At 67.9% G+C, this 15,316-nt stretch carries 18 protein-coding genes; 15 read left to right on the plus strand and 3 right to left on the minus strand.

Annotated elements, in window-relative coordinates; translation table 11 throughout:
• Nucleotides 1–119 precede the first annotated feature (119 nt).
• The 8 genes from J2X58_RS04570 to J2X58_RS04605 are packed head-to-tail and all read left to right on the plus strand — an operon-like array spanning nt 120 to nt 8,658.
• Nucleotides 120–1,235: an NAD-dependent epimerase/dehydratase family protein gene (locus J2X58_RS04570; protein ID WP_310046654.1), complete on the plus strand. Its 1,116-nt coding sequence runs from the start codon at nt 120–122 to the stop codon at nt 1,233–1,235.
• Complete coding sequence (locus tag J2X58_RS04575) at nt 1,232–3,262, plus strand: NAD-dependent epimerase/dehydratase family protein (RefSeq protein ID WP_310046655.1); 2,031 nt, start codon at nt 1,232–1,234, stop codon at nt 3,260–3,262. Before J2X58_RS04570 ends, J2X58_RS04575 begins: the two co-directional genes overlap by 4 nt.
• A complete protein-coding gene (locus J2X58_RS04580; RefSeq protein WP_310046657.1) occupies nt 3,241–4,341 on the plus strand; it encodes a glycosyltransferase family 4 protein in 1,101 nt (366 codons plus the stop codon). The genes J2X58_RS04575 and J2X58_RS04580 overlap by 22 nt, the downstream gene beginning before the upstream one ends.
• Complete coding sequence (locus J2X58_RS04585) at nt 4,329–5,441, plus strand: glycosyltransferase (RefSeq protein ID WP_310046660.1); 1,113 nt, start codon at nt 4,329–4,331, stop codon at nt 5,439–5,441. Before J2X58_RS04580 ends, J2X58_RS04585 begins: the two co-directional genes overlap by 13 nt.
• The gene (locus tag J2X58_RS04590; RefSeq protein ID WP_310046662.1) at nt 5,438–6,526 is read left to right on the plus strand and encodes a glycosyltransferase; all 1,089 of its coding nucleotides are present in this window, start codon (nt 5,438–5,440) and stop codon (nt 6,524–6,526) included. Before J2X58_RS04585 ends, J2X58_RS04590 begins: the two co-directional genes overlap by 4 nt.
• Before the next feature lie 11 nt (nt 6,527–6,537).
• Entirely contained in the window at nt 6,538–7,638 is a 1,101-nt protein-coding gene (locus J2X58_RS04595; protein ID WP_310046664.1) for a glycosyltransferase, read from the plus strand.
• Nucleotides 7,635–8,465 (plus strand): methyltransferase domain-containing protein, encoded by an 831-nt coding sequence (locus J2X58_RS04600; protein WP_310046665.1) that lies wholly within the window; start codon nt 7,635–7,637, stop codon nt 8,463–8,465. Before J2X58_RS04595 ends, J2X58_RS04600 begins: the two co-directional genes overlap by 4 nt.
• Complete coding sequence (locus J2X58_RS04605) at nt 8,455–8,658, plus strand: hypothetical protein (protein WP_139206042.1); 204 nt, start codon at nt 8,455–8,457, stop codon at nt 8,656–8,658. Before J2X58_RS04600 ends, J2X58_RS04605 begins: the two co-directional genes overlap by 11 nt.
• A 57-nt stretch (nt 8,659–8,715) precedes the next feature.
• On the opposite strand, the gene J2X58_RS04610 is transcribed toward J2X58_RS04605, so the two are convergent.
• Entirely contained in the window at nt 8,716–9,606 is an 891-nt protein-coding gene (locus tag J2X58_RS04610) for a manganese catalase family protein (protein WP_090053585.1), read from the minus strand.
• A gap of 199 nt (nt 9,607–9,805) precedes the next feature.
• On the opposite strand from J2X58_RS04610, the gene J2X58_RS04615 reads away from it, so the two are divergent.
• Nucleotides 9,806–10,315: a ferritin-like domain-containing protein gene (locus J2X58_RS04615; protein WP_310046667.1), complete on the plus strand. Its 510-nt coding sequence runs from the start codon at nt 9,806–9,808 to the stop codon at nt 10,313–10,315.
• 39 nt (nt 10,316–10,354) lie between these two features.
• Here the strand turns inward: J2X58_RS04615 and J2X58_RS04620 are convergent, their stop codons facing one another.
• Both J2X58_RS04620 and J2X58_RS04625 read right to left on the minus strand, forming a co-directional pair.
• Nucleotides 10,355–10,780, minus strand: a complete 426-nt coding sequence (locus J2X58_RS04620) for a hypothetical protein (RefSeq protein WP_139206041.1) — start codon at nt 10,778–10,780, stop codon at nt 10,355–10,357.
• A 132-nt stretch (nt 10,781–10,912) separates the two neighbouring features.
• Nucleotides 10,913–11,752 carry an SDR family oxidoreductase gene (locus tag J2X58_RS04625; protein ID WP_175472774.1) on the minus strand — a complete coding sequence of 280 codons (840 nt, stop codon included), beginning with the start codon at nt 11,750–11,752 and terminating at the stop codon, nt 10,913–10,915.
• A gap of 164 nt (nt 11,753–11,916) precedes the next feature.
• Between J2X58_RS04625 and J2X58_RS04630 the strand changes: the two genes are divergently transcribed.
• From J2X58_RS04630 to J2X58_RS04655, 6 genes are all read left to right on the plus strand, one after another.
• Entirely contained in the window at nt 11,917–13,098 is a 1,182-nt protein-coding gene (locus J2X58_RS04630; RefSeq protein WP_310046670.1) for a zinc-dependent alcohol dehydrogenase, read from the plus strand.
• Between the two features lie 12 nt (nt 13,099–13,110).
• Nucleotides 13,111–13,515, plus strand: coding sequence for a hypothetical protein (locus J2X58_RS04635; protein ID WP_090053578.1), 405 nt, complete (start codon nt 13,111–13,113; stop codon nt 13,513–13,515).
• A gap of 116 nt (nt 13,516–13,631) precedes the next feature.
• Nucleotides 13,632–13,895, plus strand: coding sequence for a hypothetical protein (locus J2X58_RS04640; RefSeq protein ID WP_139206040.1), 264 nt, complete (start codon nt 13,632–13,634; stop codon nt 13,893–13,895).
• Between the two features lie 79 nt (nt 13,896–13,974).
• On the plus strand, nt 13,975–14,478 hold the full coding sequence (locus tag J2X58_RS04645; RefSeq protein ID WP_090053576.1) for a ferritin-like domain-containing protein: 504 nt from the start codon (nt 13,975–13,977) through the stop codon (nt 14,476–14,478).
• A 57-nt stretch (nt 14,479–14,535) separates the two neighbouring features.
• Entirely contained in the window at nt 14,536–14,841 is a 306-nt protein-coding gene (locus J2X58_RS04650; RefSeq protein ID WP_310046672.1) for a DUF3247 family protein, read from the plus strand.
• Between the two features lie 69 nt (nt 14,842–14,910).
• Nucleotides 14,911–15,225: a hypothetical protein gene (locus J2X58_RS04655; RefSeq protein WP_310046673.1), complete on the plus strand. Its 315-nt coding sequence runs from the start codon at nt 14,911–14,913 to the stop codon at nt 15,223–15,225.
• Nucleotides 15,226–15,316: the final 91 nt, after the last annotated feature.

The following is a 15,316-nucleotide window of genomic DNA, read 5'->3' on the forward strand; positions in this document are numbered from 1 at the left end:
ACGAACACGATGCTGAGCGCACGGTGCCATTAAGCAATGTCGTCGACGCGCTCGCGACGGTTCACTCCTTCTGCTCCGGGACACGGTGATGCTCGGTACCTGGACCAAGGAGACCGCGCATGGGCAAACGCATCCTCATCACCGGCGGCGCCGGCTTCATCGGGTCATGGCTCGCCGATCTGCTGCTCGATGACGGCCATCATGCGCGCGTGCTCGATCTCCTCGCGCCGCAGGTCCACGGTGGCGAAGGCACGCGACCGGCGTACCTCGCGCACGACGTCGAACTGATGGTGGGCGACGTTCGCGACCCGGACGTCGTGCGACGTGCACTCGACGGGGTCGACGGCGTCTATCACCTCGCCGCGTCGGTGGGTGTCGGCCAGAGCATGTACGAGATCGCCGGTTACACCTCCATCAACAACCTCGGCACCGCCGTTCTGCTGGAGGCGCTCGCCGAACGCCCCGTCGAGCGGCTCGTCGTCGCATCGAGCATGAGCATCTACGGCGAGGGCATGTACGAGGACACCCAGGGCCGCCGCTTCCCCGGGTATCGGCGCAGTCGCGCGGCGCTGCAACGGGGCGAGTGGGAACTGCGCGGCCGCGACGGGAGTCCGTGGTCGCCCGTGCCGACCGACGAATCGAAACAACCCGATCTTTCGTCGGTCTACGCGCTGTCCAAGTTCGACCAGGAACGTCTGTGCCTCATGGTCGGCGAGGCCTACGGGATTCCGACGACGGCGCTGCGATTCTTCAATGTCTACGGCCCCCGGCAGGCGCTGTCCAACCCCTACACCGGCGTGCTCGCGATCTTCGCGGCGCGGCTCCTCAACGGCAACGCGCCGAGCATCTTCGAAGACGGCCGGCAACGGCGCGACTTCGTCAACGTGCGCGACGTCGCCCGCGCCTGCCGACTGGCCTACGACAATGTTTCGGCGGCCGGCGAGGTGATCAACGTCGGCAGCGGCAACGCGTACACGATCCTGGAAATCGCGCGACGCCTCGCGGATGCGGTGGGACGGCCCGTGGAACCCGAGGTCACGGGCCGGTATCGCGTGGGCGACATTCGCCACTGCGTCGCCGACATCGCGTTCGCGGAGCGCGCGATCGGCTATCGCCCCGCGATCGGGATCGACGAAGGTCTCGCGGAGCTGGTCGAATGGCTGGCGACCGCCAGCGCCGTCGACCGCGTGGTGGAGGCCAGTGCCGAGCTCCATCGCCGGGGACTGACGCTGTGACCGCGCGTATCGCCACCGCCTCCCCGGATGTCGGCGTGCTGGAGTGGTTCCCGATGGGCGACCGGGACCTCGCTCGGGAAACGGTGGACGCGTTGTGCGCGCTCGGCGTGCGCCATCTTCGGTTCGGCGTCTCCTGGGCCGATTTCCTGCGCGACGGCGGACCCGAGTGGTACGACTGGCTGTTCCCCACGCTGTCGCCGCACTTCGATCTCCTGCCGTGCTTCCTCTACACGCCGCCCTCGCTCGGCGAGTCGCCGGCGACCGCGTCGCCACCACGCCGGCTCAAGGACTACGCGGATTTCCTCGACGTGTGCATCACCCGCTACGGCGAGCACTTCGATCATGTCGAGCTGTGGAACGAGGCCAATAACGCGATCGAGTGGGATTACGGTCGCGATCCCGGCTGGACGAAGTTCTGCGAGATGGTCGGTAATGCCGCGTCCTGGGCACGCCGGCGCGGAAAGAAGACCGTGCTTGGGGGCATGTCGCCGATCGATCCGAACTGGCTCGAGGCCATGTTCGAGAACGGGCTGATGCCGTACATCGACGTGGTCGGGGTGCATGGATTCCCGGGAAGCTACGATCGACCCGGCGAATCCTGGGAGCGCCGTATCCGCGAGGTGACGGAGGTGCTCGAGGCGCACGGGCACCCCGGCCGTGTCTGGCTCACGGAAACCGGCTATTCGACATGGCGGCACGACGAATTCGAGCAGGTGAGGGTGGTCGCCGAGGCCGAGCAGCTCCCCGTCGAGCGGATCTATCTGCTGTCGCTGCGGGACCTGGCGTCGTCCCGCGCATCGCAGGCGGGCTTCCACAACGACGAGCGCGATTACCACTTCGGCATGCAACGCGAGCACGGCGAGCCGAAACTGCTCTACCGGCTATGGGCCGCACGTGGGCTGCGCGGCATACGCGAGGCGGCGACCTGGCCCACGCGGGTGCGGCGCGATGGGCCCGTCTCGGCGATCACCGGCGGCGCCGGGTTCATCGGCTGCAACATCGCCGCGCGTCTCGCCGCGGACGGCGGACGTGTCCGCGTGGTGGACAGTCTCGCCCGGCCGGGCGCGGAGGAAAACCTCGCCTGGCTGCGCGAACGCCATGGCGATCTCATCGAGTTCGTTCCCTGCGACACGCGCGACCGGCACCGGCTCGCCGACGCGCTGGACGGCGTCGAACGGATCTTCCACCTCGCCGGACAGGTGGCCGTCACGTCGAGCCTGGACGATCCCGTGATGGATTTCGAGGTGAACCTCGGCGGCGCGATCAACGTCCTGGAGGCCGCGCGCGGGCAGTCGCGGGTGCCGCCAGTGATCTTCGCCTCGACGAACAAGGTCTACGGCGGGCTGGAGGACATCGACCTCGCCGTCGTCGATCGGCGTTACCAGCCGGTGGACGACGACTGGCTCGCCCACGGCGTGGGCGAGAACCGACGGCTCGACTTCCATAGTCCGTATGGCTGTTCGAAGGGCGGTGCCGACCAGTACATCGTCGACTACGCCCGTTGCATGGGCGTGCCGTCGGTGGTCTTCCGCATGAGCTGCATCTACGGGCCGCGTCAGTTCGGCACGGAGGATCAGGGCTGGGTCGCGCATTTCCTCATCCGCGCGTTGCGCGGCGAACCGATCACGCTCTATGGCGACGGCATGCAGGTGCGCGACATCCTCTACGTCGACGATGCCGTCGAAGCCTACGTGCTGGCCGCGCGGCACATCGATGCGCTGTCGGGGCGGGCATTCAACCTGGGCGGCGGCCCCGCGAACACCATCAGTCTCCTGCAGCTGATCGACTGGATCGAGCAGCTCACGGGGCGCAAACCCGCGGTCCGATGGTCCGGCTGGCGGCCGGGCGACCAGCGTTACTACGTCTCGGATACCCGCCGGTACCAGCAGGCCACTGGCTGGCGAGCCGGCGTCGGAGCGCGCGATGGCGTCGCGATGCTGCACGCCTGGCTGCGACGCCATCGCGGTGTCGACGAGCCGCCGCAACGCATGGAGGTCGCACGGTCGTGTCTGTCCGCCGCGTCATGATGAGCGCCGACGCGGTGGGCGGTGTCTGGACCTTCGCCCTGCAGCTGGCCGAGGGCCTGCGGCGCCACGGCATCGAGGTGCTGATCGCCGTGCTCGGCCCGCGCCCGGACAGTGGCCGTCTGCGCGCCGCGGGGCGCGTTCCCGGGCTGACGCTCGCGCACGGCGATTTTCCGCTCGAATGGATGGCCGAGGCGAACGATGCGAACCAGGAGGCGGCGGGGCGTTGGCTGCTTGGCCTGGCACATGAGTTCGCGCCCGACATCGTGCACCTCAACCACTTCTGCCACGGGCACCTTCCGTGGCCGGCGCCGTGCGTCGTCGTCGCGCACTCGTGCGTGGCGACGTGGTACGAGCATGTCCGCGGCACGGCGCCGGGGCCCGAATGGGACGGCTATCGCCGGCGTGTCGCCCGCGGTCTCGCGGGTGCGGCGCTCGTGACCGCGCCGACGCGCAGCATGCTCGACGACCTGCGGCGGCTGTATGGTCATGTCGGTCGCGTCGCGGTCGTGCACAACGGGCGCGATCCAGAAGCGTTCCGCGGTACGCGGAAGCAACCATACGTCCTCTGCGCGGCCCGCGCCTGGGACGAGGCGAAGAACGTGGCGGCGCTCGACGCCGCGGCACCGGCGTCGCGCTGGCCGATCCGCGTCGCGGGCGATGTGCGTCATCCGGAGGGCGGCAGCGCACGGTTCGACCACGTCCAACTGCTCGGCGCCCTGGGCGAGGGCGGCATGGCGAGTCAGTTCGCGCACGCCGCGATCTACGTGCTTCCCGCGCGCTACGAGCCGTTCGGCCTGTCGGTGCTGGAGGCGGCGTTCGCGGGCTGCGCGCTTGTCCTCGGGGACATCCCGTCGCTGCGCGAGCTCTGGGAAGACACCGCCTGTTACGTGCCCAGCGACGATCCGGCCGCTATCGCGCGCACGCTGAACGCGCTGGTCGACGACCGCCCGAAGCTGCACGCGCACGGCATGCGGGCGCGTCGCCATGCGCGGCGGTACACGGCGGATCGCATGGTCGCGCGCTGGCGCGACACCTACCGTGACATGGCGAGGGAAGGGGGGCGACCATGCGTGTCGTGATGTTCTATCACTCGCTCGTCTCGGACTGGAACCATGGCAACGCGCATTTCCTCCGCGGCGTGGCCAGTGAACTGCTGGCGCGTGGCGTCGAGGTCGCGGTCTACGAGCCACACGACGCCTGGAGCATGGCGTCGCTGCTGGCCGAGCAAGGAAGCGGGCCGATCGAGGCGTTCCATCGAGCCTACCCGTCGCTGCGCAGCGAACGCTACGATCCCGCCACGCTCGACCTCGACGCAGCGCTCGACGGCGCGGATCTCGTGCTCGTGCACGAGTGGAACAGCCACTCGCTGGTGGCGCGGATCGGCCTGCACCGTCGCGATCACGACTACCGCCTGCTGTTCCACGACACGCATCATCGCGCGGTCAGCGATGAGGACGCGATGGCGGCGTACGACCTTCGGTACTACGACGGCGTGCTCGCGTTCGGCGACGTGATCCGCCACATGTACGAGGCGCGCGGGTGGGCGGCGCAGGCATGGACGTGGCACGAAGCCGCGGACACGCGCGTCTTCCATCCGATCGACGGTATCGAACGCGCGCACGACCTCGTCTGGATAGGCAACTGGGGCGACGACGAACGCACCGCCGAGCTCCACGAGTTCCTCGTCGACCCCGCCCGCGACCTCGCGCTCGAAGGCACGGTGCACGGCGTCCGTTACCCCGCCGACGCGTTGGCGGCGCTCGGCGAAACCGGGCTGCGCTTCGCGGGTTGGCTGCCGAACTTCGCGGTGCCGCGCGTCTTCGCCGCGCATCGCTTCACGGTGCATGTTCCGCGCGGCCCTTATGTCCGTTCGCTGCCGGGCATTCCGACGATCCGGCCCTTCGAGGCCCTGGCGTGCGGTATCCCGCTGATCAGCGCGCCATGGGACGACGTCGAAGGCCTGTTCCGGCCGGGCATCGATTTCCTCGTGGCCGCCAACGGCGCCGGGATGCGGCGCCACATGCGGGACCTTCTTCACGATCCGGGCATGGCGGCGGAGCTTGCAGTCCGGGGCCGCGAGCGCCTGTTGTCCCGGCACACGTGTTCCCACCGCGTCGACGAACTGCTGCGCATCCATGCGTCGCTCGCCCCCGCCGCTCCCAGGAGTATCCACGCATGAAATTCGCGTTCTTCGGTTCGAGCCTCGTGTCCGCCTACTGGAACGGCGCGGCCACGTATTACCGGGGTCTGATCCGCAACCTGCATCTCCTCGGCCACGAGATCACGTTCTACGAGCCCGACGCGTACGGCCGACAGGAACACCGTGACATGGACGATCCCGAGTGGGCGCGCGTCGTGGTCTACCCGCCCACGACGGACGCGGCGCACGCCATGCTCGATGACGCCGCCACCGCCGACGTGATCGTCAAGACCAGCGGCGTCGGCGTGCTCGACCGCACGCTGGAAGAGGGTGTCCTGACGCTGCGGCGTCCCGGGCGAACGGTGGTGTTCTGGGACGTGGACGCTCCCGCGACGCTCGATGCGGTCGAGAGCGATCCGCGCCACCCGTTTCGTCGTCTCGTCGGGCGTTTCGATCTCATCTGCACGTACGGCGGAGGGCAACCGGTGGTCGACGCCTATACGGCGCTGGGCGCGCGGCATTGCGAACCGGTGTACAACGCGCTGGATCCGCAGACGCATCACCCGGTGCCGCACCGGGTCGATTACGCCGCCGATCTCGGCTTCCTCGGCAACCGTCTGCCGGATCGCGAGTCGCGCGTCGAACGCTTCTTCCTCGCGGCCGCCGAGGCTCGTCCGGCGCTGCGTTTCATCCTTGGCGGCAGCGGCTGGGAGGATCGGCGGCTGCCGTCGAACGTCGATTTCATCGGCCACGTGTACACCCGCGACCACAACGCCTTCAACGTATCGCCGCGCGCGGTGCTCAACATCAGCCGCGATTCGATGGCCCGCTACGGGTTCTCCCCGGCGACGCGGGTGTTCGAGGCGGCGGGCGCCAGCGCGTGCCTGATCACCGACGCCTGGGAGGGCATCGAGACGTTCCTCGAGCCCGGTAGCGAGGTGCTGGTCGCGCGAGGCGGCGACGAGGTCGCCGAACACCTCGACGCGCTGACGCCGGAGCGCGCGCGGCGCATCGGCGAAGCGGCGCGGCGTCGCGTGCTGGCCGAACACACTTACGCGCATCGCGCCCGTCAGCTCGAGGCACTGTTGCAGGGCCGGGACTTCACGCGCCGGGCCGTGGCGTGAGCGCGGCGGGCATGGACATCGTCTTCCTCGGGCTGTCGATCACGTCCTCGTGGGGCAACGGTCACGCGACGACCTATCGCGGACTGCTGCGCGAACTCGCCCGGGACGGCCATCGGGTGACCTTCCTGGAGCGCGACGTGCCCTGGTACGCCATGCACCGGGATCTCCCCGAGCCTCCCTACGGAAGCACCCACCTGTACGCGTCGCTCGACGACCTGCGGGTGCGCTTCGCCGGTCTCGTGGCACGCGCGGACGCGGTCATCGTCGGCTCCTACGTGCCCGACGGTCAGCAGGTGGGCGACTGGGTGCTGCAGACGGCGACCGGGGTCACCGCGTTCTACGACATCGACACCCCCGTGACGCTGGCGAAGCTGGAGCAGGGCGATCACGCCTACCTCGCGCCACGCCAGATCCCGGGCTACCACGCCTATCTTTCGTTCACCGGCGGCGCGACGCTCGACCGCCTGCGGACCCGATACGGCGCCCGTTACGCCTACGCGTTCCATTGCGCGTTCGATCCCGAGGCCTATTTTCCGGAGCCCGCGCCATGCCGCTGGGACCTCGGCTACCTCGGCACGTACAGCGACGACCGCCAGCCGCGCGTGGACTCGCTGCTGATCGGGCCGGCGCGCGCATGGGCGGAAGGCCGGTTCACCGTGGCGGGACCCATGTACCCGGCGTCGATCGCCTGGCCGGGCAACGTGGAGCGCACCGAACACGTGCCACCCGCGGAGCACCGGGCCTTCTACAACGCGCAGCGCTTTACGCTCAACGTGACGCGCGACGACATGATCCAGGCGGGATGGTCGCCAAGCGTGCGTCTGTTCGAAGCCGCGGCGTGCGGCACGCCTATCGTTTCCGACCGATGGCCCGGCATCGACGAACTGTTCGTGCCCGATGCGGAGATCCTGCTCGTCGACGACACGGACGCCGTGCTCGACATCCTGCGGCACATGAGCGACGCCGAACGCCGCGCGGTAGGCGAGGGCGCTCGCGAGCGCGTGCTCGCGTCGCATACCGCCGCCCACCGCGCGAAGGTGCTCCCCGAGATGCTGGCGGAGGCCGGCGAAGGTATCGCGTATCGGTCGCGCGTGGCGGAAGCTTCGCTGTGAGCACGTCGCGCACGTTGCAGTCCCATCCACCGTCCGCGGACGAACGCGACCGGGACATCCATGCGCTCGGTCCGTGGTTCCACAATCTCCACCTGCCGGACGGACGCCAGACGGCGCCCGACCATCCGCTCGGCGATTACCCGTCGTACAAGTGGCAGGCGTTGTCGGCACGCCTGCCGGAGAACCTCGCGGGACGCACCGTCCTGGACATCGGTTGCAACGCCGGTTTCTTCGCCATCGAACTGGCGCGGCGCGGTGCCCGCGTCACGGCGATCGACCACGATCCCCATTACCTCCGTCAGGCGACGTGGGCGGCGCGTCAGTTCGGGCTGAGCGACCGGCTCCGGGTGCGGGAGTGCGACGTCTACGGTCTCGCCGGCGGCAACGAGCGATACGACATCGTTCTTTTCCTGGGCGTGCTGTACCACCTCCGCTACCCCTTGCTCGGTCTCGATCTCGCCGCGTCGCGATGCGCTGGCACGCTCTGCGTGCAGAGCCTGGCGACTGGAAGCGCCGCGCCCGGCGACATCGACACGTCCGATCCGGGTTATCTCGGGCGCGACCGCCTGCGCGAAGACGCGTGGCCGAAGCTGGCCTTCATCGAGGGCGAGCTGGCCGGGGATCCGACCAACTGGTGGGTGCCGAATCCACAGGGCCTGCGCGCGATGCTGCGCTCGACCGGTTTCACGGTGTCCGCGATGGCGGGCGACATCCATATCTGCGACCGCACACACGAAGCCGACGGTGCACAGCGCCGTCTGGATGGCGTGCTCGACCGCCTTCGCTCCACCACGACAACATCCCGGGAGAACGACCATGTCCGATAACGGTTACCGCTGTGGGCATGCCTCGTGCGCATGCACGGTGGCGCAAGACGGCAGCAACTACTGCAGCGACCATTGCGAGGCCGCCGCCGAATCCGGCGATACCGGGCGTTGCAACTGTGGCCACGAAGCGTGCGAGCATCGTCAGGAGCGGGCCGACGCGTCGAGCGATCCGGGTTACGCGGGGCCGACCTGACCGGTGGGCGGGAGCGGTCCTCGCCGCTCCCGCCGTACCGTCAGGGCTCGAAGCGGGTTATCGCGACGCCTCTTGCTGCAACGTGCCGAGGTCCGCGCCCGTCACCGGATCGCGCGACGGATCCGACGCGCCGCGCAGGGCGAACGCCTCGACCGCGGCCTGCTCGTCCGCGGACAGACCGACATCCGCGTGCCCGTCGCCGCCGTCCACCGGGATGTTCTCCTCGCTGGGCACGAGTACCTCGGTGAAACCCTTTCCCTCGCGCCACGGTCCCGTGCGATCGCCCTCGCCGCGCGAGGTGTCCACGTAGAGGTCGGTGAAGCGCGGATCGCCCGGCAGCTTGCCCGGCGGGAAGCTCTTGTCCATCGAGTACAGCGCCTTCTCGAACGACTTCTGGTGGGCGACCTCGCGGGTCATGAGGAACGTCAGCGCATCGCGGACGCCGGGGTCCTCGGTGACGTTGATCAGCCGTTCGTACACGATCTTCGCGCGGGCCTCGGCGGCGATGTTGGAGCGCAGGTCGGCCGTCGGCTCGCCGATGGTGTCGACGTAGCCGGCATGCCAGGGCACGCCGGCCGAGTTGATCAGCGCGGGACCGCCACCGTAAAGCACCTGGGTCACGTGGCTGTCGTTGCCCGCGCCCTGGAGCGCCCGGTACATCTCGGCCTGCTGGTCGATCGTCTCCGCGAGGCGGCCCTTTGCGCCGCGGTTGAGCATGGCGATGATCGAGCCGATGACTTCCAGATGGCTGAGCTCCTCGGTGGCGATGTCGAGCAGCATGTCCTTGCGGCCCGGATCCTCCTCGGCGAGCGCCTGCGTGAAGTAACGCATCGCGGCGGCGAGTTCCCCCTGCGGACCACCGAACTGCTCGAGCATGAGGTTGGCGAGACCCGGATTGGATTCGCCCACGCGCACGGTGTACTGGAGTCGCTTGTTGTGGTTGAACATGCTTGCATCGCTCCTGGCTGGCGGAGTGGCCATCTTTCGATGCCGCAGGTCGAAGCGTCGGGCAGCCACGGTGAGGGCGAAAACACGCTGGTGAACAGGAAAGCCATTTCGTCGCCACCTCGTCACGCGGCGACGCTGCGCCGTGCACGCGCGCGCCATCACGATCAGGTCTTCCACCACGACCAGAGAGCATCCACCCATGGCAGAACTCCGCGAGAACCTCCTCGACTGGCTTCGCGACGCGCACGCGATGGAGCAGCAGGCCGAGCAGATGCTCAGGGCGCAAGCCGCGCGCATCGAGCATTACCCGATCGTAAAGCAGCGCATCGAGGAGCACCTGCAGGAAACACTGGGTCAGCAGGAACTGCTCAAGGGGTGCATCGAGCGCCTCGGTGGTTCGACCTCGGCGATGAAGGACATGATGGGCAAGATGATGGCCTTCGGTCAGGCCGCCGGCGGCATGGTCAACTCGGACGAGATCGTCAAGGGCGCGATCTCCAGTTACGTCTTCGAGAATCTCGAGATCGCGACGTACACGGCGTTGATCGCCGCCGCGAAGACCGTGGGCGACGCCGAGACGCAACGTGTCTGCGAGCAGATCCTGCCCCAGGAGCAGGCGATGGCCGCGTGGGTGCTGGAACACCTGCCTCAGCTCACCGAGGAGTTCCTCGTTCGCGACGCGACGCCCAATGTCGAGGCCAAACGCTGACGAGGCATGGGGGCCGGCGCCGGAGCGCCGGCTCCTCACTCAGTCGACCAGCGAATGGGCTCCCGTCGCGAGCGCTTCGTCGACCGCCAGGAGCAACTCCCCGCGAGTGAAAGGCTTCAGGATGCGGATGGCGTCCGAAGGTGCGCCCGTCATGTCCGCCTGCGCATCCGAGATCATCAGGACGGTGGGCAGGGAGCCGAGCAGATCGCGGCAATCGGAAAGATAGGACCCGACGAAATCGTCGGCGTGCGCGGGGACGCATGCAAGCAGCAGCTGCGGGCAGCGCCCCTCGCTCAGGCTGGCGGCGCCGATGTGCGTGGCGGCGGCCACGACGTCGAAGCCGATCTCGATCAGCGTTTCCAGCAGGACATCCGCGAGATCCGTCCGTGGTTCGATGATCACGGCCAGGGGCCGGACCCACGGAAAAGCGAGGCCTGAAGAAGGCCCCTGGTCTGACTCGTTCAATTCGAGCTCCTGGCGGAAGTGGAGGCCGGGCGTCGTGCCGGCGCCGATCGGGCGGAACGCAGGATGCCCGGGCGCATCGCTAGGCCGCGCCAAGAGATGCCTCTCACACCGTCAACATGCTGAATGCGTCGTTCAGCCCGAAGGCGGCGACTCCTTGTCTCCGCGGACGCGCTCCGGCGAAGACACATCCTCGTACATCTTCTCGTTCATCCGCGCCTGCATGTGTTCGGACATGAACCGGCGGGAGAAGACCATGGCCTTGTTGACCGCGCCGGGCACGACGACGCGCTCGCCGCTCATCACGGCGTCATACCCGGCGCTGGCGACGTCCTCAGGGTCCATCAGGTTGCCCTTCTGGAAGGCGAAGCTGCATTCGATGTCGCCCTTGGGGAAGAAGTCGGTGTCGGTCGGGCCGGGGCACAGTGCCGTGACGGTGACGCCGCTGCCTTCGAGTTCGGTCGCGATCGCTTCGCTCCACGAGAGCACGAACGCCTTGCTCGCGTGATAGACGGACATTGTCGGGCCCGGCTCGAACCCGGCGATCGACGCCGTATTCAGGATGCGACCGTGGCCGCGCCGCAGCATCGCTGGCAACAGCAGCGACGTCAGCCGCAGTACGGCTTCCACGTTCAGCCGCACGATCGACAGATGCGTCGCGATCGGCACCTCGGCATAGGCTCCCTTGAAACCGTGGCCCGCGTTGTTGACGAGGATGTCCACGTCCCAGGCCGCGTCCCCCAACGCGGATTCCAGCGCCGTGAAACTGTCCCGGTGCTCCAGGTCGACCGCGATGCGCAACGTACGTACGCCATGTCGTCGTTCGATGTCCGCGGCCACCTTGTCGAGTTCGGCGCCGTCGGGTGCCACCAGGCACACGGGGTGACCGTGCGACGCGAACCGGTGCGCAAGGTGGAGTCCGATGCCGCTGCTGGCGCCGGTGACGAGGACGCGTTCGGCCGTATTCGCTGTCATGGCGGCTCCTTGTTGGAATTCCCGTGAGACGGTGCGCGCGATGCTCTCAATCCCTCGTACGGCCGCCATGAAGAGGAGATATACCTCTGTGAACGACGTCGGTTCGGTGTTGTGCAGTACGTGGCATCGTTCTTATGCACGCCAGCAACACGGTGAGGCCGAGGATGGGTGCCTCCTCTGACGCGGAGACGACCATGCTCGCGATGACCTACCGGCGGCCCTACAGGGCCAGCGCACGACAGGTACCCGACCCGGTGATCGAACACCCGTTCGATGCCATCGTGCGCGTCCTGCGAAGCTGCATCTGCGGCTCCGATCTCCACCTCTACCACGGTCTGGTGCCGGACACCCGCGTGGGATCCATCTTCGGGCACGAGTTCGTGGGGGAGGTCGTGGAGACCGGTACCGGCGTGCAGAACCTCAAGGTGGGCGACCGGGTGCTCGTTCCCTTCAACATCTTCTGCGGCACCTGCTACTTCTGCCAGCGCGAGCTGTACAGCAATTGCCATAACGTGAACCCGTCCGCCACCGCGGTCGGCGGCATCTACGGCTACTCGCACACCACGGGCGGGTATGCCGGCGGGCAGGCGCAGTACGTCCGCGTGCCCTTCGCCGACATCGGGCCGACGCGCATTCCCGACGACATGCACATCGAAGATGCCGTGCTCCTCACCGACGTCGTGCCCACGGGGTACCAGGCCGCCGAGATGGGCGGCATCAAGGAGAACGACACCGTGGTGATCTTCGGCGCCGGGCCGATCGGCATCATCGCCGCGCGCAGCGCCTGGCTGATGGGTGCCGGGCGCGTGATCGTCGTGGACCACGTCGACTACCGGCTCGACTTCGTCCGGCGCTACGCCCACTGCGAGATCGTCGATTTTCGCGAAGTGGGCGACATGGCCATCCACATCAAGAAGATGACGGACGGACTGGGTGCCGACGTCTGCATCGACGCCGTGGGCTGCGAGGCGACGGGTAGCGTCGTGCAGCACCTGACCGGCGTCACCCTGAAGCTGCAGGCCGGCGCGGCGACCGTGCTGCACTGGGCCATCGATTCGGTGCGCAAGGGTGGCAACGTGTCGATCGTCGGCGTCTACGGCCCAACCTTCAACGCGGTGCCGATCGGCAACGCCCTGAACAAGGGGCTGACCCTGCGCATGAACCAGGCATGCGTGAAGCGGCACCTGCCTCGTCTGATCGAGCACGTCCAGGCGGGGCGACTCACGCCCCGCGACATCATCACCCACCGGGTTCCGCTGGAGGAGGTGGGCGACGCGTACGAGATGTTTTCCGGCAAACGCGACGGATGCATCAAGACCGTTTTCATTCCCCCCGGCGTGGCCTGAGGAGCGCAGCGCATGAACACACCCCGCAACGACATCCCCGGATGGGGCGCCGACCTCGATCCCGCGAATCGTCCCGCCGTTCCGAAGGAACGCCGTCCCCCGCGCCTCGAGGGGGTGCACTGGGACGATCCGCCCATGCAGCAGTCGAAGGTGGAGGTGCTTCGCTCGACGGAGCACTTCCGCATGCCGCCCGTGTTCGGGACCACGCTGCCGCCACGCGGCGTCAGCGGCTGGATCCGCCGCCGTGCGTTCCGCCATAGCGAGAACGATCTGCGCCACTGGCTGATGCTCCTCTTCGCCGATCGCGTCGACGTCGTCGAGGGTGTCGTCTCCGACGGTCGCCGCGATCCGAAGGTACGCTCCGCCGTCACCATCGTCGGCGCGACGCTCATCGCCGCCTGGCTTCTGCGCCGGTAAAGATTGCAGTGACGCATGAAAAAGCTGCAGCGGGCCGCGCATGGCCGGGCGTATGCGCGGCCCCGTAGCGGGATTCTTCCGCTGGCATGGTGCTTGTATGGCTTCCGCCTATGGAAATGAATCAGCAGACACCGATCATGCTTTACCTCCCCTTGGCCCAGCGGCAAAGCGCCTTTCCCTGGGAGGTATTCCACGACACGCACCGGATGGGAACCTTCGCGACGCAGGACGAATGTTTCAGGCACGCGCTGCGCCTCGCCGAAAGCCTGGGGCGGCGTAGCGGTCGGCCGGTACGGCTGAAGATCGAAGACGAGCAGGGTGGATGGGAATCGGTCGAGGCATTTCGACCAACGGTACCTTCCCGATCTTCAGCGATGTGACGTTTCTTCACATCGCCACGCGAAACACGCCACGCGGCGCGACCTACGATGACGGCTCCCCACCAACACGGAGCCGTGCATGGCCATCAAGACGATCGAAGACCTCTTCATTCACGAACTGTCGGATATCTACAGCGCGGAGAAGCAGCTGACCAAGGCACTTCCCCGCCTGGCGCGCGCCGCGGAGGCCCCCGAACTCAAGCAGGCCTTCGAGACGCATCTGGAGGAAACCCAGGGGCAGGTCGAGCGCATCGACCAGATCGTCGACGCGCTGGGCATCCGGCTCAAGCGCGTCAAATGCGCCGCGATGGAAGGCCTGGTGGAGGAAAGCAAGGAAGTGATCGACGGCATCGAAGCAGGTCCGCTTCGCGACGCCGCGCTAATTGGCGGCGCCCAGAAAGTCGAACACTACGAGATCGCGTCGTACGGCACGATTTCCGCCATCGCCAAACAGCTCGGCTACAAGGACGCGATCCCATTGCTGCAGGCGACGCTCAAGGAAGAAAAGGCGACCGACGAGAAGCTCACGCTCCTGGCGGAGCAAGCGGGCAACCAGCGTGCCGCGGAGCAGTCGGCTGCCTGAGGGACTCGTGCCGGCGGCGGTGTGCCGCCGTCCGGCATTCTTCCGGAGGAGGAGACGATGGGACGCATTGCCGAAAAGGTATATACCGACCCGCGTGACGTGGCGCGCCTCGAACGCTTCGTCGAAGAGCTCGCGATCAACGCCCGGGTACGGGTGCACACCACGAGTGGCGTCGTCGAAGGCGTCGTCATGGTGACGCCGACGATCCAGGTGTTTCGCGACGCGGCCGACAACGAAGGCATCAACGGCACGGTGAAGCTGGAGGACGCGCGGCAGCCCGGCTGGAGCGGTCTCGTCTGGCTTGGCGACATCGAGCGGGTGGAGCACCTGGATTCGGTGACGATGGGCGCCACGAGGGCGTGACCTCCCGCAGCCGGGCCTGTGACGCGCCGGTCACGGCGGCGGCGGCAGGCTGTACGCGAGGTGACCCCCATGATCCTGACGATGATGTTCCTGCTCGGTAGCAGTGCAGGTGTTCCGCAGAACCACGAGCCGCCCGCCAGGGTGCAGGACGGTACGCGCCAGTCCGTCAATGGCGGCAAGCCGCAGACGGTGAAGGAGGATGCGCACTCGCGCGCGAAGGAACGCCGGGAGCACTGGAATGACGGCATGAATACGAAGCGAGCGCCGGATCCTCGGGAGCGCGACGAGTACGGCACGCCCAAGGTGACGCCGCCCAAGGGGCAGGGGACGGACAACGCGGGCGGACTGCCTCCCGCGGCGGATACGGCGAAGTCCCGGAAGTAACGCGCGGCGAAGCTTTCCGCCGGCTTACGCCTGTCATGTCATGCTTGGACGTTCATGCGCACCCACCGTGCGTCGGCGTGGCGGCGGGGAG

The organism is Luteibacter sp. 3190 (assembly GCF_031456385.1).
Lineage (GTDB): Bacteria > Pseudomonadota > Gammaproteobacteria > Xanthomonadales > Rhodanobacteraceae > Luteibacter.